The sequence below is a fragment of the Mesorhizobium sp. WSM4823 genome (assembly GCF_055811195.1).
Genome location: NZ_JBVVQL010000001.1, coordinates 578,617 through 601,908, shown reverse-complemented (window position 1 = coordinate 601,908; position 23,292 = coordinate 578,617). Strand labels below are relative to the sequence as shown.

At 61.9% G+C, this 23,292-nt stretch carries 19 protein-coding genes; 15 read left to right on the top strand and 4 right to left on the bottom strand.

From position 1 onward, the window contains the following. Nucleotides 1–51 precede the first annotated feature (51 nt). The 3 genes from AC0L26_RS02905 to nanR form a co-directional block, all read right to left on the bottom strand. A complete protein-coding gene (locus AC0L26_RS02905; RefSeq protein WP_473631166.1) occupies nucleotides 52–897 on the bottom strand; it encodes a phosphogluconate dehydrogenase C-terminal domain-containing protein in 846 nt (281 codons plus the stop codon). Nucleotides 898–942: 45 nt separating this feature from the next. Beyond that, nucleotides 943–2,238, bottom strand: coding sequence for a ribulose-bisphosphate carboxylase large subunit family protein (locus tag AC0L26_RS02900; protein WP_473631165.1), 1,296 nt, complete (start codon nucleotides 2,236–2,238; stop codon nucleotides 943–945). A 79-nt stretch (nucleotides 2,239–2,317) separates the two neighbouring features. Beyond that, nucleotides 2,318–3,031, bottom strand: a complete 714-nt coding sequence (gene nanR / locus AC0L26_RS02895) for a transcriptional regulator NanR (protein ID WP_473631164.1) — start codon at nucleotides 3,029–3,031, stop codon at nucleotides 2,318–2,320. A 194-nt stretch (nucleotides 3,032–3,225) separates the two neighbouring features. Between nanR and AC0L26_RS02890 the strand changes: the two genes are divergently transcribed. The 14 genes from AC0L26_RS02890 (at nucleotide 3,226) to apnL (ending at nucleotide 21,183) form a co-directional block, all read left to right on the top strand. Next, entirely contained in the window at nucleotides 3,226–4,233 is a 1,008-nt protein-coding gene (locus AC0L26_RS02890; RefSeq protein WP_473631163.1) for a sugar ABC transporter substrate-binding protein, read from the top strand. Nucleotides 4,234–4,330: 97 nt separating this feature from the next. Then, nucleotides 4,331–5,368, top strand: coding sequence for an ABC transporter permease (locus AC0L26_RS02885; protein WP_473631162.1), 1,038 nt, complete (start codon nucleotides 4,331–4,333; stop codon nucleotides 5,366–5,368). A 10-nt stretch (nucleotides 5,369–5,378) separates the two neighbouring features. Next, nucleotides 5,379–6,929 (top strand): sugar ABC transporter ATP-binding protein, encoded by a 1,551-nt coding sequence (locus AC0L26_RS02880; RefSeq protein WP_473631161.1) that lies wholly within the window; start codon nucleotides 5,379–5,381, stop codon nucleotides 6,927–6,929. After that, nucleotides 6,926–7,906, top strand: a complete 981-nt coding sequence (locus AC0L26_RS02875; protein ID WP_352936089.1) for an ABC transporter permease — start codon at nucleotides 6,926–6,928, stop codon at nucleotides 7,904–7,906. Before AC0L26_RS02880 ends, AC0L26_RS02875 begins: the two co-directional genes overlap by 4 nt. 160 nt (nucleotides 7,907–8,066) lie before the next feature. Next, nucleotides 8,067–9,089 (top strand): substrate-binding domain-containing protein, encoded by a 1,023-nt coding sequence (locus AC0L26_RS02870; RefSeq protein WP_473631160.1) that lies wholly within the window; start codon nucleotides 8,067–8,069, stop codon nucleotides 9,087–9,089. Between the two features lie 184 nt (nucleotides 9,090–9,273). Beyond that, nucleotides 9,274–11,751 (top strand): ATP-binding cassette domain-containing protein, encoded by a 2,478-nt coding sequence (locus tag AC0L26_RS02865; RefSeq protein WP_473631159.1) that lies wholly within the window; start codon nucleotides 9,274–9,276, stop codon nucleotides 11,749–11,751. Beyond that, nucleotides 11,748–12,773 (top strand): ABC transporter permease, encoded by a 1,026-nt coding sequence (locus tag AC0L26_RS02860; protein WP_473631158.1) that lies wholly within the window; start codon nucleotides 11,748–11,750, stop codon nucleotides 12,771–12,773. The genes AC0L26_RS02865 and AC0L26_RS02860 overlap by 4 nt, the downstream gene beginning before the upstream one ends. Nucleotides 12,774–12,882: 109 nt before the next feature. After that, complete coding sequence (locus AC0L26_RS02855) at nucleotides 12,883–13,710, top strand: phosphogluconate dehydrogenase C-terminal domain-containing protein (protein ID WP_473631157.1); 828 nt, start codon at nucleotides 12,883–12,885, stop codon at nucleotides 13,708–13,710. Between the two features lie 303 nt (nucleotides 13,711–14,013). Further along, nucleotides 14,014–14,955: a D-ribose ABC transporter substrate-binding protein gene (locus AC0L26_RS02850; protein ID WP_127316071.1), complete on the top strand. Its 942-nt coding sequence runs from the start codon at nucleotides 14,014–14,016 to the stop codon at nucleotides 14,953–14,955. A 94-nt stretch (nucleotides 14,956–15,049) separates the two neighbouring features. Further along, nucleotides 15,050–15,709, top strand: coding sequence for a DUF2291 family protein (locus AC0L26_RS02845; protein ID WP_473631155.1), 660 nt, complete (start codon nucleotides 15,050–15,052; stop codon nucleotides 15,707–15,709). Next, nucleotides 15,706–17,250 (top strand): sugar ABC transporter ATP-binding protein, encoded by a 1,545-nt coding sequence (locus AC0L26_RS02840; protein WP_473631154.1) that lies wholly within the window; start codon nucleotides 15,706–15,708, stop codon nucleotides 17,248–17,250. The genes AC0L26_RS02845 and AC0L26_RS02840 overlap by 4 nt, the downstream gene beginning before the upstream one ends. Next, nucleotides 17,247–18,311, top strand: coding sequence for an ABC transporter permease (locus AC0L26_RS02835; RefSeq protein WP_473631153.1), 1,065 nt, complete (start codon nucleotides 17,247–17,249; stop codon nucleotides 18,309–18,311). Before AC0L26_RS02840 ends, AC0L26_RS02835 begins: the two co-directional genes overlap by 4 nt. Nucleotides 18,312–18,313: 2 nt before the next feature. Next, nucleotides 18,314–19,348 carry a Gfo/Idh/MocA family protein gene (locus AC0L26_RS02830; RefSeq protein WP_473631152.1) on the top strand — a complete coding sequence of 345 codons (1,035 nt, stop codon included), beginning with the start codon at nucleotides 18,314–18,316 and terminating at the stop codon, nucleotides 19,346–19,348. Next, nucleotides 19,345–21,183, top strand: a complete 1,839-nt coding sequence (gene apnL, locus AC0L26_RS02825) for a D-apionate lactonase (protein ID WP_473631151.1) — start codon at nucleotides 19,345–19,347, stop codon at nucleotides 21,181–21,183. Before AC0L26_RS02830 ends, apnL begins: the two co-directional genes overlap by 4 nt. A gap of 2 nt (nucleotides 21,184–21,185) precedes the next feature. On the opposite strand, the gene AC0L26_RS02820 is transcribed toward apnL, so the two are convergent. Further along, a complete protein-coding gene (locus AC0L26_RS02820) occupies nucleotides 21,186–21,899 on the bottom strand; it encodes a transcriptional regulator NanR (protein WP_473631150.1) in 714 nt (237 codons plus the stop codon). 142 nt (nucleotides 21,900–22,041) lie between these two features. Between AC0L26_RS02820 and oiaX the strand changes: the two genes are divergently transcribed. Further along, on the top strand, nucleotides 22,042–23,292 hold the full coding sequence (gene oiaX, locus AC0L26_RS02815; RefSeq protein ID WP_473631149.1) for a 3-oxo-isoapionate-4-phosphate decarboxylase OiaX: 1,251 nt from the start codon (nucleotides 22,042–22,044) through the stop codon (nucleotides 23,290–23,292).

The following is a 23,292-nucleotide window of genomic DNA, read 5'->3' as shown; positions in this document are numbered from 1 at the left end:
GTCGAAGAGTGCGGTCGAAACCGATATGATGCGCGACGTCGAAGGCAGCGCTCAGGCCCCCTTGCCGTAGACGATCAGTTCGGAGGCTTCCTTCACCTTGGCCGGCGACAGCGCCTCGCGCCAGTCGTCGCGGACCACGACGCCCTTGGCGAACCGCATCAGGCGCAGGGCTGCGTCGGACGGTACTTTCGGAGAGAAGCCGAACCACATGGCGATCTCGACGTTCAGATGGCCAATCAGAAAATCAAGGGCAGCCTGTCTGGGAATGCCGTATTTGCGCTCGCATTCCGAGACAGCCTCGACCATGGTGTCGACGAATGGCATGGCAACCATTTCCGACAGACCGGGCTCGAGGATCGCCAGCTGTTCGACGGTCACGCGGTGGCTTTCGATGATCGGCGACCACATCGCCTTGCACACTTCTTCACCAAGCGCGTAGTGCTCTTCCGGGCCTTGCATCAGGGCGCAGACGATCGATTGCCTAGCGATGCCGCCATGATAGTCGCGGCGAGCCGCCCACTCCGTCTCGTCGTTGAACAAGGGCGGATGACAGGGATGGCCGACAAAATAGGTCAGATCCGGCCGATCCTTCGGCAGGTCGCCGGCGTATGGTGCCGCGGCATCGAGAATGAGAAGCATGGTGCCTTTCGCCAGCATCGGCGAAATCTGCCGCGCCACCTGGCCAATGATATTGTCCGGCAGAGCCATCACCACGACCTTGGCGCCGGGAATGCCCTCTTCCATGGCGACAGCCTGGATGTTGGCCTCCGCCAAGCGTAAGCGGCCCGCATCGCCGAGCTCTACGGCGCGGACATCGTAGCCCGCTTCGATCAGCTTGCGAGACACGCGGAAGCCCATCTTCCCGCCTGCTCCCAGCAACGCTACGGATATTGTCATTTCCTTCTCTCCCATTTGTCTTGATGAAGCGCCGATGGCGCAGATTTAACCGAACGCTTGCAGCGCGGCTTCAAGCTCTGGATGTGTGGCGGCATAATCATGCGCGGGAATGCCTGCCGCCGCGGCATCAAAAGCATCGTGGAGGCTTTGGACACCCGCGGCCGGTCCACCTGGATGCGCCATGATGCCGCCGCCGCAGCAATAGATGAAATCGTTCGAGCCAAGCCTCCTGTAGGTCTCTGCCGCTTGCACCGCCGTCTGTCCGGACGAAAACACCGGCATCGCTATATCGGGGCGGTCCGCCCGCTCGAACATCGGCGTCAGGCAGGCATGAGCCGAGGCCATCACCGACTCGTCCTGCTCGCAGAATTTGTTGGACAGTCCATTGACATGCATGTGGTCGATGCCGGCCAGCCGCCAGAACTTCTGATAGGCGAGATAGGTCATGCCCACGTCGGGGGAACGGCCAAAGAGGCCCCAGCCGGCACGATGACCGTGCAGCGAAACAGCGGAATGACGGCGCACCTCGATGACGCCCGACAGGCCGACGGAATTCAGGACAAGCATGGCGCAGGTCCCGCCACGACGCTCGATCAGATCCAGCTGACGACGCATGGCATCGAAATCTCCGGAAATATTGGCCGCATACATAACCTTTCGGCCCGTTCTGTCGGCGTGCCTGTCTATCACCGCCATGACCGCTTCAAACCGGTATTCGAATGGCGAATGCGGTGGATCGCCCATCAGTTCGTCGTCCTTGATAAAATCGAGGCCCGCGGCAATCAGCGTGTCGGCAAGGGCCGCCGTTGCCTCCGGCGAGAGGCCAATACTCGGTTTGACGATCGTGCCGATCAGCGGGCGCCGTTCGATACCTGTCAGGCGACGTGTTCCCGCGACAGCGAAAGCCGGTCCTGGATAGGCATCGGCAAAGACATCGGGAAAAGCGACGTCCAGCAGCCTCATGGCCGAAAAATGGTGCAATTCAAACAGGTTGCCGAGAACCGTCGACCATACCGAAGCAAGAACGGTGCCTGTATTTTCAATGTTCCAGGAAAGCCCGACCTTGGCCCGGCGAGGTTTGGTGTCACCAAGCGTTTTCGGCGAACGCGAAAACGGCAATGCCTCCGTCTCGACCTCTGCGATATCCTCGATGAATTCGACGCGGGCTCCAAACCTCTGCAGAAGCTCCGGCGTCTCTCCGGGAACCGCCCGGAACGTTCCGCTTGATTGCTCGCCCGCCATTGCAGCTGCAGCCACCTCCAGCGGGTAGCGGGTTTCGATCAGATAGGCGGCAGAGATTCGACCCGTCAATGCACGCGTCCCGGCTGCAATCACACTCATGGCGACGAGCGTTAGCACCAAAAAGACATTATGTCATCATATGACTTTCTCCGGAAAAAAATTCCGCCAATCGGAATATTCAGCCGGCCCCGCCGCCGGCCAGTTTCGAATAGAGTTCATTGGCGCGGCCAATATGCTCGGCCATGGCGGCGCTCGCGCCTTCGGCATCGCCGCTGGCGATCGCTTTGTAGATCCGTTCGTGCTCCTCGACCGTCAGACGCTCGGCACCTTTGACCGCCACAAGGTCCCGCTTGAATCGAGACAACCACTCAAGCATTCCCTTTGCCACCGCCGCTATCATCGAATTGCCGCTCATTTCGGCGATGACTTCATGGAATTGCATGTCGGCAGCAACAAATCGCGCCTGGTCGCCCTTTGCGTCCTGCAAATGGCGCAAGGTCTCGGCAAGGCGTTCCAGATTCTTGGCCGTGGCGCGCCGCGTGGCTATCCGGACAAGGCCGGTTTCCAGTAAGAGCCTGACTTCCTTGAGTTCTTCCAGGCCCCGAGAGTTGGTCGCAAGCATCATCACCATTGCCGCGGAGACCTGATCGACGATCACCTCGGGCGTCGGGTTGATCACGCGGGCACGTTCTCCGTGGGAAATCTTGATAAGCCCCATCTGCTGCAGCGACAGCATTGCTTCCCGGATCGATGGGCGCCCCACGCCGATCATCGTCATCAGCTCTTTTTCCGAAGGCAATTGAGAACCAGGCGGAAACTCGGACGTCGAGATTGCCGCCATCAGCCGGTCAAGCACCTCCACATACAACTTCTTCTTCTGGACCGGCTCCATCTGCCCCTCCATTCCGTGATCATTCTTCCCGGCATATCGATCCGAATCGCATCGACAAACAAGGCTTCTTTCGCCAATTGACATTACATATATGATGACCTAACGTCCAGTCGCGGGTCGGTGTCGATATATCGCCGGTCCGAGCGGCAACACGGTTGCCGAAAATGAGCCGAGTTTCTTGGGAGGAGAACTTCATGGCGCTGACAAGACGTGAATTCACCGTGGCGACACTCGCCAGCCTTGCCGCCACCAGTGGCATGACGCTTGCCGTGCGCGCCGAAGGGACAAAAACGATCGCTGTCCTTTTCGATGGGCTCTATTCGGAGTTCTGGGTCGCAGGCATCCAGATCATTCGCGACGACCTAAAGAAACGCGGCTTCGAAATCATGGAAGCCATATCGGACAAGGACGACAACAAGCAGTTTGAACAGGTCCGCGCCGCGATCGCCCGCAAGGTCGACGGCATCATCATCGTTCAGACCGATTCCAACGCCGTCATTCCGGCGATCAAGGCCGCGAACGCGGCCAAGATCCCGATGGTGCATTTCAATCGACCGCCGGCGCCGTCAGACGCATTTTCGGTCGCCATCCAGGCGGACAATCAGAAGATCGCCCGCGATGCGGTCCTATATGCCTGTGACGTCGCCAAGAAATCCGGCCAGAAGCACAAGGCGGCCATCCTGATTGGCGACCTCGGAGATCCAAACGCCATTCAACGCCGCGACGGATTCGAAGAAGCTGTCGCGCAATTTCCCGATGTCATCGAGGTTGTCGCCAAGATCCCGACTGACTGGAATGCCGATACCGCTTTTGCCGGCTTGACCAACGCACTCCAGGCCAATCCCGATATCTCTTTCCTGTTCACGTCGTCGGACTTCCTGATCCCGCAGATCCAGCAAGCACTGAAGTCGGCCGACAAGTGGCACAAGATAGGAGAAGAAGGGCACGTGATCTTTGCCGGCTTCGACGGGTTCCCGAGTGCCTATGGCCTCATGAAGGACGGCTACATGGAATCCTGCGGCGTGCAGAACCTGTTCCTGGAAGCCGAACTTGCCATTCAGGCAATCCTTGACCTTCAAGCCGACAAGACGGTCGAAAAATTGCTGATCGACCCGGGTTTTGCAATCACCCAGGCCAATATAGCCGAGAAGCAGGGCGAGATGTGGGGCTACATCCTGTGGAAGGAGAAGAACCCCGGCTGAGCCGAAACGGCATTTCTCCCGGCAACGGGCCCGTGGCGGTTTCCACGGGTCCACTCCGGAAATATCCGTATCGCATCATGCATTCATGGGAGTTGAGATGGCTGCCGTACCGCCAGCGGAGACGCTGTTTCCGGCGCATAAACAAGCCCGCGCGCTGAGGTTGGGAAAGCTTCTGCTTTCGGAGTACTTCGTTCTGGTGCTCTGCGTCGTTTATGTCGCGGCCATCTATCCTTTCGTGCCCGAAATTCTGTCATGGGAAGTGGCCTCGAATATTCTCGGCGACATGATGCCTTTGCTGGTTGTCGCTATCGGTCAGACTTTCGTGCTGATCGTCGCCGGTATCGATCTTTCCGTAACGGCGATTGTGTCGTTGGCAGCCGTCGTCGGCGCATCGATCATGACGGGGACGGGCGGTTATCTGGCCGGGTCGGTGTTCGCCGTTCCCGGTGCGATCGTGGCCATGCTACTCGTCGGCTTTGCGATCGGCGCCATCAACGGCTTGTCCGTGGTGAAACTCAACATGCCGTCTTTCATCGTGACACTCGCCACGCGCATGTTCGTTGCCGGGCTGGCGATCTGGTACGTCACCTTCCGTTCGACATCGTCCTCCATCGCCAACCTGCCGGACAGTTTTGCAGCCTTCGCCACGGGCGACCTGGCGGGTGTTCCCTATACGGTAATTCTCACGGCTGTCATCGCCGTCATTGCCCATATGCTGCTGTCGCGGACGCAATTCGGACGCTGGGCCTACGCGGTAGGCGCCAACGCAAGCGCGGCCCGGGTTTCAGGTATTCCCGTCAGCCGCACGATCATGATCACCTTCATCATCAGCGGCACATGCGCTTCGGTAGCCGCCATGATGTACACCTCGCGTATGCAGACGGGCTCGCCCATCGCTGGCGAAAAAATCCTGCTGGATGTGATCGGTGCTGTCGTCATCGGCGGAACAAGCCTGTTCGGCGGGAAGGGCAAGATCGTCTGGACGGTATTCGGCGTGCTCTTTCTGCTGCTGATCGACACCTCGATGAAGCTGCTCGGATCATCCTTGTTTGCGATCTACATCATCAAGGGCGGCGTCATCCTGCTGGCGGCGATGGTCGATACGCTGCGCCACCGGCTGCTGACAGGACGTTGAGGACGATATCGTGGCACCTCTTCTGGAAGTCGAAGGCCTCAGCAAGTCGTTCTTTGGAGTCACGGTCCTCAATGGCGTCGGGTTCGCCGTCGATCGGGGCGCGGCGCTGGGGCTGGTCGGTGAAAACGGCTCCGGCAAGTCCACAAGCATGAATATTCTTGGCGGCGTGTATCAGGCCGATTCCGGCACGATGCGGCTTGAAGGCCTGTCGTACCAGCCGGCAAATCCAAAGGCAGCCACGGCGGCTGGGATCGCCTTCATCCATCAGGAGCTGAACCTCTTTCCCAACCTGACGATCGAGGAGAATCTCTTCATCGATGCCTTCCCACGCCGCGCCGGTCTGCCGCTGATCGATCGATCGCGGATCCGCCGCAGCACGGCTGAATTGCTGCTGCAGGTCGACCTTGATCATAGCCCCTCGACGCCGGTCTCGAAGCTGAGCCAAGGCGAACGGCAACTGGTTGAGATCGCCAAGGCCTTGTCACGCAGCGCAAAGCTGATCATCTTCGATGAGCCCACGACTTCGCTGACCCGACCGGAGGTCGAGCGACTGTTCGCCATTATCGGCAGGCTGAAGAAACGCGGCATCGGCATTATCTATATCAGCCATGCTCTTGAGGACGTGATGTCGGTCTGCGAGAGCATAATCGTGCTGCGGGACGGTCGCGTAGCGGGCGGCGGCGCGCGCCCGACGCTGGGGATGCAGCAGATCATCTCGATGATGGTCGGCCGCTCGATCGACGCAATCTACCCGGAACGCAACGCCAGGCCGGCGTCGGAAACGGTTCTGTCGGTTCGCGGTCTCAGCCAGCCCGGCGTTTGTGAGGCCATCTCCTTCGACATTCATGCCGGTGAGATCGTCGGCCTGGCAGGTCTGATGGGGTCTGGTCGCTCAGAGCTGGCGCGCATGCTCTTCGGACTCGATCGCTTTTCAAGCGGGACCATTCATCTCGACGGTCAGGAGCTTCACGACCCCTCGCCCGCCAAGGCGATGACGGCGGGAATGGCATTCCTGACGGAGGATCGGCGTGGCGAGGGGCTGATAATGGATTTCAGCATTGCCGAAAACATCGTGCTTGCATCGCTTGATAGCGTTTCCGGCATGCTTGGCCTGCTCTACGGCAGCCGGATCTCGGCAGCCGCAAGCGAGATGGGCACGGCCATGCATCTGTCCACCACCCGCGTCGACGATACGCTCGTCAAGCATCTATCGGGCGGCAATCAGCAGAAGGTGGTGATCGGCAAATGGCTGCGACGCAAGCCGCGCCTGTTTGTCCTGGATGAGCCCACGCGCGGCATCGACGTCGGAGCGAAGCAGGAGGTCTACCGGATCATCAACCGGTTGGTGGAAGATGGCAGCGCCGTCTTGCTGATCTCGTCCGAGATCGAGGAACTGCTCGGCCTTTCCGATCGCATCCTGACGATCTCGCGCGGCGAACTCACAGGCTCGTTCGAACGGCAGAATTTCGATCGTGAGGCGATTATGACGGCAGCGACCGGACTTGCTGGAAAGATACTTGCCGGAAAGATACTTGCCGCAAAGATTGAGGCCGTCCAATGAAACCCGGCAATCGAGCCATCCTGCTTATCCTGCAGAATGCCCCCTACGTCCTTTTTATCATTCTCCTGGTCGTCTTCGGACTGATGTCCGATCGCTTCCTGGCCGTTGCGAACTTCCGAAACATCATCATCCAGGCGGCGCCCATCGCCATTCTCGCCATCGGCATGACGTTCGTTCTTCTCACCGGACAGATCGACCTGTCCGTCGGCGCCAGCATGTACCTGACCGCAAGCCTTCTCGCTCTTTATGGCGGCGACATTGCCTGGCCGCAGGGCCTGCTCGCCGTGATCGTGGTCGCGGGTCTGCTCGGCGCCGTCAACGGAGCCATCATCACATGGCTCGGAGTTGCGTCCTTTATCGTCACTCTGGCCACACTGTTCATTCTGCGCGGCATCGCCATGTGGCTGTCCAATACACGCACGCTGATGTTTTCCGATCAGATCACCGATCTCAACCGCGCGTCCCTGTTCGGCATCCCCTCGGCGATCATTGCATTCGTTGCCGTCTTTGCCGTCGCCTGGGTGGTGCTGCACCAGACATCTTTCGGCCGTCAGGTCTATGCGGTCGGCGGCGATCCGGAAGCGGCTCGCAAGGCTGGTCTGGCGGTACGCCGCATCGTCTTCCTCTGCTTCGTCATCTCCGGTGTTTGCGCTGGCATTGGCGGCTTTGTATCGATTACACAAATCGGCGCGGTCGGCCCTAAATATGGCGATCAGATCGAGTTTTCGGCGATTGCCGCGGCGGTGCTCGGCGGCGTCTCGCTATTTGGCGGGCGCGGCAGCGTACTCGGGACCGTGTTCGGCGCCATCCTCATCAAAACGGTCCAGAACGGGCTGAACATCATCAATGCAGATCCATACATCTACCCGCTGGTCACGGCAGCGATCATCTTCGTCGCCGTTGCCATCGACGGAGTGAGAACACGCATCATCGACCGGCTGGAACGGCGAACGATCCGCCCGATCGGTCAAGGCTGATGCCGCGCTCTCAACAATCATGGAAGGACGTTCCGGGCCGGCTTGCCTATTTGGTATGCTGGTATAACATGTACCTGATATAGCGTCTACCGGAGGGTGCGCTATAGTGGAATGGCAGGCAAGCCGACCATGTTGGCCGGTCTTTTTGGGAGGAAATACCATGAAGTTTTCAATTGTGGCGGCGCTTGCCAGCGCCGCGCTGGCGAGTGTTTCCGTGCTGCCGGCAATGGCGTCGCCCGACGCGCCGGTCATCGCGCTCGCCAATGCCTATTACGGCAATACCTGGCGGCACCAGATGGTGGAGGCGTTCGAAGCCTCGGCCAAGGAAGCGAAGGCCGCCGGGCAGATCGCGGATTATATCATCATGAATGGTGACGGTTCGGTGGCGCAGCAAAACAGCCAGATCGCCGAACTGATCCTCAAGAAGGTCGATGTGATCGCTGTCGACGCGGCTTCGGAAACCGCGGTCAACGGCGTGATCCAGAAGGCCTGCGCCGCAGGCATCATTGTCGTTTCCTTCGATTCGGTGGCGTCCGCGCCATGCAATTACCAGCTCAATTTCGACTTCAAGGGCTACAAGGCAGCCCAGGCCGAAGCCGTCATCAAGATGCTCGGCGGCAAGGGCAGCATCCTGCAGGTGCGCGGCGTCAAAGGCTCGGCACCGGACAACGACATGTACAATGCGCAGCAGGCGGTGCTTGCCAAATATCCAGACATCAAGGTGCTGGCGACCGTCTACGGCCAGGCGACCGCCTCGGTCGCGCAGGCGGCCATCGCCAATGTCCTGCCCAGCCTGCCGCATGTCGACGCGGTGCTTGCCCAGGGCGGCAGCGACGATGTCGGCATCGCGCAGGCCTTCGTCCAGTATGGCGGCGAGTATGAGGGCAAGATGCCGATCATCGAGGGCGGCGGCGGCACCGACTTCGTCAAATGGTGGGCCGAAGAAAACGCCAAGAATGGCTATAAGACCATCTCGATGAACACCACCCCGGGCATCGGCGGCGCGGCGTTCTGGCTCGGCCTGTCGCTTCTGAAGGGGGCCGAGGCGCCCAAGCTGATGATCATGCCGGTGGCAACCGTCGACGACGGCAACCTCAAGGACTACGCGAAGCTGCCGGGCGGCCAGATCATCAGCCCCAGCTATTCGCTCGATTGGGTCAAGGAAAATCTCCTGACCAAGTAACCCAGTCTTAAAGCGCGTCGCGTTTGAACGGATAAAGGCGACGCGCTTTAAAGTCTTGTTTTTATGCATGTCGTTACCGCAAAACCGCTGCGCACTTTTGCGCGACATGCCTTAGCCGTCGTTTGATCGGGCGCGTCTTCGACGGACCGCGCCCGATCCCGACTCTAAAAGAACGGAGACGAGAATGTCCCACCTTGCCGTTGCCGATCAGGCAGGCGCTGCGTCGGCGGCGCCTGCTCCCGCCCGGCACAGCGTCGTCTCGCTTGCCCAGATAAGCAAGAGTTTCGGGCCAACGCTGGCGAATGCCGGGATTGATCTTTCCGTCCATGCCGGGGATGTGATTGGGCTCGTCGGCGGCAACGGCGCGGGAAAATCCACGTTGATGCGCATCCTGTGCGGCACGATGTGGCCGACGCTCGGCTCGATTTCGTTTGCCGACGAAGTGGTGAACTTCAGCGATTACGATACCGCCGAGGCGCAGAAGCGCGGTATCCGCATGGTGCATCAGGAACTGTCGCTGTGCGGCAATCTCTCCGTCGCAGAGAATTTCTTTCTGGAGACGCCCGAGGACGCGGCGAGCCGGCCTGGCTGGAGAACGCTCTACAAGACCCGGGCACGCTCGGCGCTCGACGCGGTCTTTCCCGGAAACGGCATCGACGTCGATGCCGAGGTCGGTCACCTCTCCATCGCCGAACGGCAGATGGTGGAGATTGCGCGCGCGGCAGCAACGCCCGGCGTCAAGCTCATCGTGCTCGACGAGCCGACATCGTCTCTCGACCTTGATCGTTCGAAACAGCTCAGGGCTTTCGTCCGCGAGCGGGCGAAATCGGGCCTCGCCTTCATTTTCATCAGCCACAAGCTCCAGGAAATCATCGACATCGCCACGCAGATCGTGGTGCTGCGCAACGGACGCACCGCATGGCACGGCCATGTCGCGGACGCCTCGATCGGCAAGCTGGTGCAACTCATGGGCGGCGACGCCAATCCGATCCATCAGCACGCCGCCACCGCCGCCTCCACCGCAGACGTGCTGGTGCGGCTGTCCGGTCCTCTGACGGCCGATCTCGGTCGCGATCTCGACATCGTCCGCGGCGAGATCATCGGCCTGGCCGGCCTCGAGGGCAGCGGCCAGAAGGCCCTGCTGCACGCGATCTTCAAGCCCGACCGCAAACAGGGTGCGGTCACAAGACATGCTGAAGCCGGTTTCATAGCAGGAGACCGCCAGAAGGAAGGCGTGTTCCCCCTGTGGAGCGTGCTGTCGAACATCAGCATCGGCAGCCTTGCCCGCCGCCCGGCACTGGGTCTCGTTTCCGACCGCGTCAACCGGGATGCGGCCGCAGACGCCGCCGGCCGGCTGCGGCTCGACGACAAGCGCTTCGGATCTGATATCACCGACCTGAGCGGCGGCAACCAGCAAAAGGCGCTGGTCGCCCGAGCGCTGGTCGCCAACACGCCGATCATCCTTCTCGACGACCCGACGCGTGGCGTAGACATCGCCACCAAACAGGATTTCTACCGGCTCTGCAACGAGATCGCGCGCGGCGGACGGGCGCTGGTCTGGCATACCACCGAGGATGCCGAACTGCTTGCCTGCGATCGCGTATTGGTCTTCGCCGGCGGACGGATTGTCAGGGAACTGGCCGGCGATGCGATCACGGAATCGGCAATCGTCGGGGCATCCTTCGCCCAGCCCACCGACAAGCTTGCCGGTGATCGAGACGGGAGCGGAATTGCGGCGAGGCTTGCCCGTCGCCTGGTGAATGCGGCGCCGTTCGTCGGCCTTGCCGTCGTTCTGGCCGTCATGATCTGGGCCAACCCGGCGGTCGCCTCGATCTTTGGGCTTGACCTGCTCCTGCTTCCGGCGCTGTCGCTGGTGCTGGTGACGGCTGCGCAGATGTTCATCGTCGGCGGCAGCGAGATCGACCTCGGCGTCGGCGCGTTCGCCGGTCTCGTCAGCGTGCTCAGCGCCACGCTGCTTTATGACCAGCCATGGCTTGGCGCCATAACGCTGGTGGCAGCCGTGGCGGCTTACGCGGGGCTGGGCGGCTTGATCCAGGCGCGAAAGATCCCGGCGATCGTCGTCACGCTTGGTGCTTCGTTCATCTGGATGGGCCTGGGCTATTCGCTGCAGCCGACGCCCGGCGGTACCAGTCCGGAATGGCTGTCGGCGCTGGTCAACTGGTCGGTCGGCTTCGTGCCAACCTCCATCATCATGATTGGCATCGTCGCGGTGATCGTCTTGGTGATCGACCGGTTGCCGCTCGGCGTGGTGCTGCGCGGCTTCGGCAACAATCCGGCCGCGATGATCCGCTCCGGATGGTCGCCGACGCGCTATGCGCTGGTGCGCTATCTCGTGGCGGGGCTGTTTGCCGCTGCCGCGGGCCTGTCGCTGACGGCGATCAACACGGCGAGCGACATCAATTCCGGCAATTCGTTCACGCTGCTCAGTGTCGCTGCCGTCGTCATGGGCGGCTGCGCCTTGCTGGGCGGGATCATTTCGCCGGTGGGCGCCGTCGTCGGCGCCGTCACCTTGTCGCTGATCGGAGCGCTGCTCGGCATGCTGAACGTCAGCAGCGATTTCAACGCCGCGACGCAAGGGCTGATCCTCATCGCGCTGCTGACGCTCCGTAGCCTGACCGCAGACCGCAGGAGCGAACAGTGAACGCGCTGATCGCCTTCAGCATCTGGGCTCAGCGGAACCGCTGGGTCTGGTCGGCGATCGGCGTGCTGGTCCTGTGGCTGGTGCTTGCTGTCGTCACCAACCGCTTCAGCCTGTCCAGCCTGTCGGGCATCATGCTTTCGGCGTCATTCCTGACGGTCGTCGGCATCGGCCAGATGTTCGTCGTGACCACCGGTCGCGGCAATATCGATCTCTCGGTCGCCTCGGTGATAACGCTCAGCGCCTTCGTCGCGCTGCTCACCATCAAGGGGCAGGACGCCAACCTCGCCATCGGCGTCCTTGCCGCGATCCTGCTCGGCCTCGCCGTCGGCGCCCTCAATGCACTGCTCGTCGTCAAACTCGCCATACCCGCAATCATCGCAACCTTGGCAACCGGCTATGTGCTGGCGACCGCGACGCTGCTGTCGAACCGGGCAATATCGGGCTTTGCCGTCAGCCCGGCACTTAAATATCTGGCGACGGGCCGCATTTCCGGCGTGCCGATCATGGCCATCATCGCAATCCTGGGCGTAGCGATCGCGTCCTTCGTGCTACGCTACACCGTGTTCGGGCATTTGCTGTCGGCGGTCGGCCAGAACCGCACCGCGGCGCGGCTGGCGGCTATCAGGAATGGCCCGATAATTGCGTCGGCATTCATCATCTCGTCGGTGCTGGCGGCGCTTAACGGCCTGCTGCTCGGCGCCTATATCGGCGGCGCCTTCCTCGAGATGGGTCAGCCCTATCTGCTGCAGTCGATCGCTGCAGTGGTGCTGGGCGGAACGCTCATCTTCGGCGGTTCGGCGACCGCGGTCGGCACCTTGTTTGCCAGCATTCTTCTCGTCCTGATCGTCACGACCATGCAGATCATCGGCCTGCCTCCCGGCGCCCAGGACATCGTCCAGGGCATCGTCGTCATCTTCGTCCTCGCTCTTGCCGGCAGACAGGCGATGGCACGGCGAACGTCTGTCGACCCAGCGAGCGATGACGACGGCCCCGCGGCGCTGGCGAAGGGCGGGCCGTCGTAAATAGCCCGCTTCCATCCTATTCGGATTGCAAAGCCATGGTAGTGTGATTATACCAGTTAACAAGATGACGATCGGCAGGGCCATCGTTCGAGATCAGGAGTACGGTTAGATGACGACGATTGCGCTGTTCGGTGCCGGCGGCAAAATGGGGTACCGCCTGTCGACGAATTTTCGCGGCTCTCCCTATACGATACGCCATGTGGAGGTCAGCGAAGCCGGCCGCGAGCGGTTGAAGACGGGGCTGGGCATCGACGCGGTCAGCGCCGATGAAGCCCTCGATAGCGCCGAAGTGGTTATCCTGGCGGTTCCCGACACCCATATCGGCAAGGTCGCGGCCAGCATCGAGGGCAAGCTTGCTTCGGGCACGATGGTCGTCGTGCTCGACGCCGCAGCACCTTTCGCCGGCCATTTGCCGAAGCGACCGGACCTGACCTATTTCGTCACCCATCCCTGCCATCCGCCGATTTTCAACGACGAGACCGACATGGCGGCCAAGAAGGACTATTTCGGCGGCGTCAAGGCCAAGCAGCACATGGTCAGCGCGCTGATGCAGGGGCCGGAGGAAGATTTCGCCAAGGGCGAAGCGATCGCCAAGATCATCTGGGCTCCTGTCATGCGCTCGCATCGCGTCACGGTCGACCAGATGGCGCTGCTCGAGCCGGGTCTTTCGGAGACCGTCTGCGCCTCGCTGCTCGTCGTCATGAAGGAAGCCGTCGACGAGGTCGTCGCGCGCGGTGTCGAACAGCAGGCTGCGCTCGACTTCCTGCTCGGCCATATGAACGTGCTCGGCGCCGTCATCTTCGGCGAGACTAAAGGCGTGTTCTCCGATGCCTGCAACAAGGCCATCGAATTCGGCAAGCCGGTCTTGATGCGCGATGACTGGAAGCGGGTGTTCGAGCCGGAAGAGATTGCAGCGAGTATCCAGCGCATCACCTGAGGCGGCGGCGCTTTTCCTTTCCCAGGGAAGGCAAGGTCGGGTACATATCATCTGAATTAGTGATTGACTCATCATACCAGTTGGCTTAGCTGTTCATAGGCTCAGGCCAATCTGGCCGCTCCAGGGAATTCGAGGCCTGGGCAAGCGGAGGACGGCCGGGGGACGGGGCGCGACGATCCGTCTAGAGGGAGCCGGCAAACGGTTTCGAACTGAGGCGATCCGCGATCTCGTGTGCCACATGACGAATTGAAATGCAGACAATGACCTGAGTTGATCAGGGCTTTTTCAAAACGGGAGGAAATCATGAAACTCACTCGCAGAATGACACTTGCGGCCTTCGCCGGCATGCTGGCGCTTGGTACTGCCGCACCCGCCTATGCGGCGGATCTCATTGCCATCATCACGCCTTCGCATGACAATCCGTTCTTCAAGGCAGAAGCCGTCGGCGCTGAAGCCAAGGCCAAGGAACTCGGCTACGAAACGCTGGTGCTCGTCCATGACGACGACGCCAACAAGCAGTCCGAGCTGATCGACACGGCGATCGGCCGCGGCGCCAAGGCGATCATCCTCGACAATGCCGGCGCAGACGCCACGGTCGCGGCCGTGCAGAAGGCCAAGGACGCCGGCGTTCCGTCGTTCCTGATCGATCGCGAGATCAATGCCACAGGCGTCGCCGTTGCGCAGATCGTCTCCAACAACTACCAGGGCGCCCAGCTCGGCGCGCAGGAATTCGTCAAGCTGATGGGCGAGAAGGGCAATTTCGTCGAGCTGGTCGGCAAGGAATCCGACACCAATGCCGGCATCCGCTCGAAGGGCTATCACGACGTCATCGACGACTATCCGGACCTGAAGATGGTGGCGCAGCAGTCGGCCAACTGGAGCCAGACCGAGGCCTATTCCAAGATGGAATCTATCCTCCAGGCCAATCCTGACATCAAGGGCGTGATCTCCGGCAACGACACGATGGCGATGGGCGCCTATGCTGCGCTTGCTGCCGCCGGACGCAAGGACGTCATCGTCGTCGGCTTCGACGGATCGAACGACGTGCGCGACTCGATCGCCTCAGGCGGCATCAAGGCCACCGTCCTGCAGCCGGCCTATGCGCAGGCGCAGATGGCAGTCGAGCAGGCCAACGACTTCATCAAGAACAAGAAGTCTCCGGCCGAGGAAAAGCAGCTGATGGACTGCGTCCTGATCAATGGCGACAATGCCGCCAAGCTGGAAACCTTCGCGCTGACCAACTGAGCCGGCGTGACATCAATCGCAAGGGACGAGCTTCCGGCTCGTCCCTTGCTTCCATTTTCCTGGGTGCCCTGACCGCCATGCCGAACAAGCCGACATGTTGAACAAGCCAACTTGGCCGATCCTTGCCGCGCCGATCCTTGCCGCGATGGTCGGCATCAGCCTGACCGCCTGCAAGATCCTGCCGACACCGTCCGGGGACAACGGCGGCAATGCGCCAGCCTTCAATGCGGACAAGATGGTCGGGGATATCTGGGCTGCCAAGGTGGTGCCCTATCTCCAGAAGAAGGCCGGGCCATTTCCCGAGGTTCACGCCCTGGCAAAAGCCGATCCAGCGGCTGCCGGCGCCAAGTATGGCAATCCGAAGAAGCAGGCGAATTCGCCATGGACCTTCGCGGTTCGCCTCGAAGGCAAGGTCGTCGCCGCAAATACGCAATCGCGCGCGGCAACCATGGATGTCGATGCCGACGGCGACGGCAAGGCCGATGCGCGGGTGCAGATCGGACCCGCGGTGCGTGGCACCGCGCTGCGCGACAGCCTCGACTTCATCCAGTTCAACGACTTCACCAACCAGATCGACTTCGCCCAGTTCGGCAAGGCGTTCAATATCCATGCCGACAAGACAGTGCTTTCCAAGCTGCCGCGCGAAGCGCTGGAGGGCCGGAGCGTCAGGATTGTCGGCGCCTATGTCATGGGCAGCGGCCAGGACCTGCCGCTGGTGACGCCGGCGGAGGCAGAGATCGGGCCAAAGCCATGACTGCCGATCACGATGTCATCCTGAAGCTGGAAGACGTCTCGAAGGTCTATTCGGGGACCGTCGCGGTCAAGCGCGCGAATTTCGAGGTGCGCAAGGGCGCGGTCAACGTGCTGGTCGGCGAAAATGGCGCCGGCAAATCGACGCTGATGAAGATCATCGCCGGCGTCGAACAGCCGACGCTCGGCCGCATTCTCCTGGAGGGTGAGGAGGTTTCGTTCTCGTCATCCGGAGATGCAGTGGACCGTGGCATCGGCATGGTGTTTCAGGAGCTGAACCTGTTCGGCAACCTGACGGTCGCCGAGAACATTTTCGCCACCCGCGAGATCACCAACCGGTTCCGCAAGATCGACAGCCGAGAACAAGAGCGCCGCGCGGCCGAATTTCTCGAGCGCTTGGAAGCCGGTATACGGCCGGACATGCTGGTGGAGGACCTGCGCATCGGCCAGCAGCAACTGGTCGAGATCGCCAAGGCGGTTTCGCTCGATGCGCGCATCCTGATCATGGACGAACCGACCTCGGCGCTGAGTGCGGCGGAAGTCGAGATCCTGTTCAAGGTGATTGCCGACCTCAAGGCGCGCGGCGTGGCGATCGTCTACATCTCGCACCGGCTCGAGGAGCTGATCCGTATCGGCGATTACATCACCGTGCTGCGCGATGGGCGGATCACCGGCCAGGAGAAGATGAAAAACGTCGACACGCAATGGATCGTGCGGCAGATGATCGGCTCGGACGCCAAGGATTTTGCGAAGGCCGACGGTCATGTTCCGGGCGAAGAGATCTTTCGCGCCGAGGATATCTGCCTGCCGCGCGTGACCGGCGGGCTTGCGGTCGATCACGTCTCGCTGTCGCTGCGTGCCGGCGAGATCCTCGGCATCTATGGCCTGATGGGCGCCGGACGCAGCGAGCTGTTCGACTGCATCATGGGACGCCACGGCCATGCGACCGGAGCGATCTTCATCGCCGGCAAGAAAGTGAAAGAGCGCGACACGACGCGACGCATCCGGCGCGGTTTGGCGCTGATCCCCGAGGACCGCCAGCGCGAAGGGCTGGTGTCGATCCTCTCCGTCGCCAGCAACCTGACGCTGGCCAGCCTGTCGCGGTTTGTGCGCCTGTTCCATATCAGCGGCGCCAAGGAAAACCAGGCGGTGACGCAGATGGTGCGGGAGCTGGCGATCAAGGTCGCCGACCCGGCACAGGAGGTCTCGTCGCTGTCGGGCGGCAACCAGCAGAAGGTGGTCATCGGCAAGGCGCTGCTCACCGGACCCAAGGTGCTGCTGATGGACGAGCCGAGCCGCGGCATCGACGTTGGCGCCAAGGCCGATGTCTTCCGCACCATGCGCAAACTGTCCCGCGACGGACTGGGCATACTTTTCGCCACCTCCGATCTCGACGAGGTGATGGCACTGTCGGACCGGATCGCGGTGATGAGCAATGGAAAACTGACCGGCATGTTCGATCGCGCCGAGGCGACGGAGGCGGCACTCGTCGCCGCTTCGGCGCTTGGCCACGGACCGGTCCCGCACGGAGAGCCCCGCCCATGACTGACATCCCCGCCAAGGCTTCCGTTGCCTCCGCCTCGAACGGCTCCGTGCTGCTGACGCTGATGAAGGCGAGGACGTTCATCGCGCTGATCGCCGTCCTGATCTTCTTCTCGATCGCAGCACCGAATTTCCTGTCGGCCGCCAACCTGATCCTGATGTCCAAGCACGTGGCGCTGAACGCGTTCCTGGCCATGGGCATGACCTTCGTCATCATCACCGGAGGCATCGATCTCTCGGTCGGTTCGATCGTCGGCCTATGCGGCATGGTGGCCGGCTATCTCGTGCTCAACGGCATCGACCTGCAGATCGGCTACACGATCTACTTCAACGTCTTCGAGATCGCGCTGATCACGCTGGCGGTCGGCATACTGATCGGCGCAGTCAACGGACTGCTGATCACCAGGCTGAATGTCGCGCCGTTCATCGCCACGCTCGGCGTGCTCTATGTGGCGCGCGGCCTGGCGCTGCTGTCGTCCGATGGCCGCACTTTTCCGAACCTCGTCGGCAAACCCGATCTGGGCACGACAGGCTTCGGCTTCCTCGGCGCCGGCCGGCTGCTCGGCCTGCCGGTCTCGATATGGATTCTTGTCGTCGTAGCACTTGGGGCGGCCTACCTCGCCAAATACACCCCGCTCGGCCGCCACATCTTCGCCGTCGGCGGCAACGAACGGGCGGCGCGGATTTCGGGCGTCCGGGTCAACATGGTGAAGATGTTCGTCTATATGTTCTCCGGTTTCTGCGCGGCGATCGTCGGGCTGATCATCTCGTCCGAACTGATGGCCTCGCATCCGGCAACCGGCGAAAGTTTCGAGCTGAACGCCATCGCCGCGGCCGTGCTCGGCGGCACCTCGATGTCGGGTGGCCGCGGCACGATTGGCGGCACCATCGTCGGCGCCTTCGTCATCGGCATTCTCTCCGACGGGCTGGTGATGATGGGCGTAAGCTCCTTCTGGCAAATGGTGATCAAGGGCCTCGTCATCATCGTCGCCGTCGTCGTCGACCAGGCGCAGCGCCGGCTGCAACAACGCGTTACACTGATGCAGATGGCAAAGGCGGGCTGAGCATGGCGGAGCTGCGTGGAGCGCTGATCGGCTGCGGCTTCTTTGCCGTCAACCAGATGCACGCCTGGCGCGACATCGCCGGTGCCTCGATCGTCGCCATTTGCGACCGCGATCCGGAACGGCTCGAGGTGGTCGGCGAACAGTTCGGCATTGCGCGGCGCTACACCGACGCGGCAGCACTTTTTGCCGGCGAAAGCCTCGATTTCGTCGATATCGCCACCACCGCGCCGAGCCACCGTCCGCTTGTCGAGATGGCGGCGCGGCACGGCGTTCCCGCAATCTGCCAAAAGCCGTTCGCGCCGACTCTGGCCGACGCCAAGGCCATGGTGAAGGCCTGCATTGACGCAGGCGTGCCGCTGATGGTGCACGAGAACTTTCGCTGGCAGTCACCCGTCCAGGCGGTGCGTGCCGTGCTCGACAGCGGCGACATCGGCACACCCTTCTTCGGACGGATCTCGTTCCGCTCGGCCTATGACGTGTTTTCCGGCCAACCCTATCTGGCGACGGGAAAGCGCTTCATCATCGAGGATCTTGGCATCCACATCCTCGACATTGCCCGCTTTCTGCTGGGCGACGTGTCGACGATCACGACACGAACCGCTCGCATTAATCCCAACATCGCCGGCGAGGACGTCGCAACCATGCTGATGGACCACCAGAGCGGCGCAACGTCCGTGGTCGATTGCAGCTATGCGACCAAGCTCGCCACTGAGCCGTTTCCGCAGACGCTGGTCGAGATCGACGGCAGCGACGGCACGATCCGGCTTGCACAGGATTACCAGCTTACCGTCACCAGCAGGAACGGAACGGTAGTAAGCGACGTCTCACCGCCGCTGCTGTCCTGGGCATCGCGACCGTGGCACAACATCCAGGAAAGCGTCGTCGCTATCCAAAAGCATTGGGTCGATTGCCTGGCGAACGGGACCGAGCCGGCAACTTCGGGTGCGAACAATCTTAGGACATTGGCGCTGGTCGAGGCCGCCTATGCGGGTGCTGCGAGCCGGGAGCCGGTGCAGCTCGGCGCTCTGCTCAGATGACCGCCGACGCCTTTCTCCTCTATGGCACGCCTGCGGTCGAGGCCGAGCCCGTCAGGTTGCGCGCCGGCGCGCTCACCGCGGACTTCATTAATGGCAATCTGCGCACCATCCGCTATGGCGGCGTCGAAGTGCTGCGTGCCATCGCCTATATCGTCAGGGATCGCGACTGGGGCACCTACGAGCCGGCGCTCACGGACCTGACTGTAGACCAGGGTGCCGATAATTTCTCCGTCAGCTATTCGGCAAGTTGCGTCGGACCGAAGGGGAGCCGGCTCGACTTTCGCGCGACGATCGAGGCTTCCGCCGACGGCCAGTTGGTTTTCGACGTCAGCGCGCTGCCCGAAAGCGATTTCGAGACCAATCGCTGCGGCTTCTGCATCCTGCATCCGATCGCCGGCCTGGCCGGCAGCCCGGTCACGGTCGAGCACACCGACGGCAGCGTGGTGGAAACAAAGCTTCCGTTTTTGATCGACCCTTGGCAGCCCTTCAAGGATTTGCGGGCGATCACCCATGAAGTCCGGCCCGGCGTCACCGCCGAATGCCGGATGGAAGGCGACGCGTTTGAGATGGAGGACCAGAGGAACTGGTCGGACGCCTCCTACAAGACCTATGTTCGGCCGCTCGCGCTGCCATGGCCCTATGTGCTGCCTGCCGGCGAGACCGTGCGCCAGACGATCAGCTTGCGGATGACCGGCGGCGACAAGGTGCCGGCTGCCGCAGCAACCGCCGAACCTGTCCGCATCGAACTCGGCGAAGCCGGAGCGGTGCTGCCGGATATCGGCGTGATTGTCTACCCGGACGAGGTCGAGGCAGCGCTTGCAAACCTGCCGATACTGTCGGCGCTTGGCCCGCAACAGTTGATGTTCCACTACGATCCGACGCGCGGCGACGGCCTCGACACCTTGCGGTCCTATGCCCGGCTTGCCGCCGCCTATCCGGCCAAGACGACGCTCGAATGCGTCGTTTCCTGCGTCGGCGATCTCGATGCGGAGCTTTCAGGAGTCGCCGGCATGGTGCGACAGGCCGGGCTGAAGCTCTCAGCCATTGCCGTTTCGCCTTCGGTCGACCGGCAGTCGACGCCGCCGGGCAGCGCATGGCCGCAATGTCCGCCGCTCGAAGACGTCTATTCTGCCGCCCGCCGCGCCTTTCCCGATATCCGCCTCGGCGGTGGCATGTTCAGCTATTTCACCGAACTCAACCGCAAGCGCGTTCCCGCCGACTTGCTCGATTTCGTCACCCATTGCACCTGCCCGATCGTGCACGCCGCCGACGATCTCAGCGTCATGCAATCGCTGGAGGCGCTGCCTTTCATCACCGCCTCGACGCGGGCGATCTTCGGGCCAAAACCCTACCGGATCGGCCCATCGACCATCGCCATGCGGCAGAACCCCTATGGCGGCGCGACCAAGGCCAACGCTAGCGGTCAGCGCATCGCCATGGCCGATCGGGATCCTCGCCATGCCGGCCTGTTCGCGGCAGCATGGACGATCGGCTATGCCGCACGCGTCGCCCCGGCCGGGCTGGAGATGCTCACGTTGTCCGGTTTTACCGGACCGTTCGGTGTACTGGCGGCTACAGGGGAACCCGTCGGCGAAGGTGATGTCAGGCCGATCTTCCAGGCCGTACAGGGGCTTTGTGAAATGGCCGGCCTTGCGCATGTTGCGACAAGCACGAGCGACGAGACCAAGGTGCTCGCGGAGGCTGGCCGTTCTGCCTCGGGCGAGACCGTCATGTGGCTGGCGAACCTGACGGCGAACGATTTGACGGTTGATGTTTCCGTGCTTGGCCAAGGCCAGCTTGTGATGGCGCCCTACGCGATCACCCGGATCGGGTGAACTCAGTTGCCGGAATTCATCACATAGAGCGCGCGTGAGCGCTCGAGGTGCTTGATCATCGCCTTCTCGGCGCCGTCGGCGTCCTTCTGCTCGATACGCCCAATGATCTCTTCGTGCTCGGTCAACGTGAAATTTTCCTTGCCGGTCCAGATCAGCATTTCGGTGTGATATTCCTTCAGCCAGCCAAGCATGGCTTCGCTGACCGCGACGTAAATCGGATTTCGAGATATCGCCGCGATCTGAGTATGAAATTTCATGTCGGCCGATATGAAGGCTTCGGAATCGCCGCGAAAGCTGCGCTGTTCGGCAACCGTCGCCCTGAGCTGCTGAACGTCCTCGGCGGTGGCTTTTTCTGCGGCTTCCCTGACCATGCCGCGCTCGAAGAAAATCCGCGCATTCTTGAGGTGCTCCAGCGTGTCCTTCGACGACGACAGAATGATCTTGGCGGCGCCGTCGACCTGTTTGATGATCGACTTGGCGGTCAGCTGAAGCACTTTCGCCCGCTCGCCATGCGAGATCGCGACGAGACCCATATTGCTCAACGCCTGCATCGCCTCGCGGATCGCCGGCCTGCCGACCTCGAAGCGCTCCATCAGCTCGCGTTCCGACGGCATGTCGTCACCCGGCTGCAATTCGCCGCTGGTGATCAAGCGCTTCAGTCTCAAAAATACTTCGTCGGAAAGCTTGCGCCGGACGATCGGCTCCGAACGGTTCATCGTCGCGAATCACTCCTTTGACCGGTGTCTATTTAGCATTGCCACCACGATTCCCGGAATGCCTGCCCAAGCAGGATATCGCTTGCAATACTTATGTACTCATTATACCAGATTTGGAAGATCAGGGAACTTTTTTCGAGCTATGATCACCCTCACCTATCGCATCGAGACCTCGGCGAGCATCGAGGCGCTGGCGGCCAAGATCGCCAGCGACCAGTCGACCGGAACCTTTGTCGCGCTGGCCGGCGAGACCGAAGAGCTCAAGGCGCGGGTAGCGGCGCGCGTCCTGGAGATACGGCCTCTGCCGGACGCCGATCGCCCCTCCCTTCCTGAAGCCGGCGACGGGCCCTTCAAGCGCGCGGATGTCGACATCGCGTTCCCGCTCGATGCCATCGGCACCGATCTTTCGGCGCTGATGACCATTGCCATCGGCGGCGCCTTTTCGATCAAGGGCCTGTCCGGCATTCGCATCATCGATATGAAGCTGCCGGAGGAATACCGCGGCGCGCATCCAGGCCCGCAGTTCGGCGTCGCCGGCAGCCGCCGGCTGACCGGTGTGGAGGATCGCCCGATCATCGGGACGATCGTCAAGCCGGCGCTGGGACTGCGCCCGCACGAAACGGCGGAGATGGTGGGCGAGCTGATTGCCGCCGGCGTCGATTTCATCAAGGACGACGAGAAGCTGATGAGCCCGGCCTATTCGCCGCTGTCGGAACGGGTGAAGGCAATCATGCCGCTGATCCTCGACCATGAGCAGAAGACCGGCAAGAAGGTGATGTATGCCTTCGGCATCTCGCATGCCGACCCTGACGAGATAATGCGAAATCACGATCTGGTGGCGAAGGCCGGCGGCAATTGCGCTGTGGTCAACATCAATTCCGTCGGCTTCGGCGGCATGGCTTTTCTCAGAAAGCGCTCCAGCCTGGTGATCCATGCCCACCGCAACGGCTGGGACATTCTCACCCGTCACCCCGGCCTCGGCATGGATTTCAAGGTCTGGCAGCAGTTCTGGCGGCTGCTCGGCGTCGACCAGTTCCAGATCAACGGCATCGCCTCGAAATATTGGGAGCCGGACTGGTCCTTCGTCGAGTCTTTCAAGGCGGTGACCACGCCGATCTTTTCGCCTGACGATTGCGCATTGCCGGTCGCCGGCTCCGGCCAGTGGGGCGGACAGGCCCCCGAAACCTTCGAGCGAACCGGCCGAACGGTCGATCTTCTCTATCTCTGCGGCGGCGGCATCGTCAGCCATCCGGACGGACCGGGCGCCGGCGTGCGCGCCGTGCAGCAAGCCTGGCAGGCGGCGGTCGACGGCGTACCGCTGGCGGAGTTTGCCTTGGCCCATCCCGAACTGGCCCGGTCGATCGAGAAATTCGGCGACGGCAAAGCGGCCTGA

Coding starts and splice junctions, on each gene's coding strand:
- AC0L26_RS02905 (WP_473631166.1), bottom strand. CDS start 897: ATGACAATATCCGTAGCGTTGCTGGGAGCAGGCGGGAAGATGGGCTTC.
- AC0L26_RS02900 (WP_473631165.1), bottom strand. CDS start 2,238: ATGAGTGTGATTGCAGCCGGGACGCGTGCATTGACGGGTCGAATCTCT.
- nanR (WP_473631164.1), bottom strand. CDS start 3,031: ATGGAGCCGGTCCAGAAGAAGAAGTTGTATGTGGAGGTGCTTGACCGG.
- AC0L26_RS02890 (WP_473631163.1), top strand. CDS start 3,226: ATGGCGCTGACAAGACGTGAATTCACCGTGGCGACACTCGCCAGCCTT.
- AC0L26_RS02885 (WP_473631162.1), top strand. CDS start 4,331: ATGGCTGCCGTACCGCCAGCGGAGACGCTGTTTCCGGCGCATAAACAA.
- AC0L26_RS02875 (WP_352936089.1), top strand. CDS start 6,926: ATGAAACCCGGCAATCGAGCCATCCTGCTTATCCTGCAGAATGCCCCC.
- AC0L26_RS02870 (WP_473631160.1), top strand. CDS start 8,067: ATGAAGTTTTCAATTGTGGCGGCGCTTGCCAGCGCCGCGCTGGCGAGT.
- AC0L26_RS02865 (WP_473631159.1), top strand. CDS start 9,274: ATGTCCCACCTTGCCGTTGCCGATCAGGCAGGCGCTGCGTCGGCGGCG.
- AC0L26_RS02855 (WP_473631157.1), top strand. CDS start 12,883: ATGACGACGATTGCGCTGTTCGGTGCCGGCGGCAAAATGGGGTACCGC.
- AC0L26_RS02850 (WP_127316071.1), top strand. CDS start 14,014: ATGAAACTCACTCGCAGAATGACACTTGCGGCCTTCGCCGGCATGCTG.
- AC0L26_RS02845 (WP_473631155.1), top strand. CDS start 15,050: ATGTTGAACAAGCCAACTTGGCCGATCCTTGCCGCGCCGATCCTTGCC.
- AC0L26_RS02840 (WP_473631154.1), top strand. CDS start 15,706: ATGACTGCCGATCACGATGTCATCCTGAAGCTGGAAGACGTCTCGAAG.
- AC0L26_RS02835 (WP_473631153.1), top strand. CDS start 17,247: ATGACTGACATCCCCGCCAAGGCTTCCGTTGCCTCCGCCTCGAACGGC.
- AC0L26_RS02830 (WP_473631152.1), top strand. CDS start 18,314: ATGGCGGAGCTGCGTGGAGCGCTGATCGGCTGCGGCTTCTTTGCCGTC.
- apnL (WP_473631151.1), top strand. CDS start 19,345: ATGACCGCCGACGCCTTTCTCCTCTATGGCACGCCTGCGGTCGAGGCC.
- AC0L26_RS02820 (WP_473631150.1), bottom strand. CDS start 21,899: ATGAACCGTTCGGAGCCGATCGTCCGGCGCAAGCTTTCCGACGAAGTA.
- oiaX (WP_473631149.1), top strand. CDS start 22,042: ATGATCACCCTCACCTATCGCATCGAGACCTCGGCGAGCATCGAGGCG.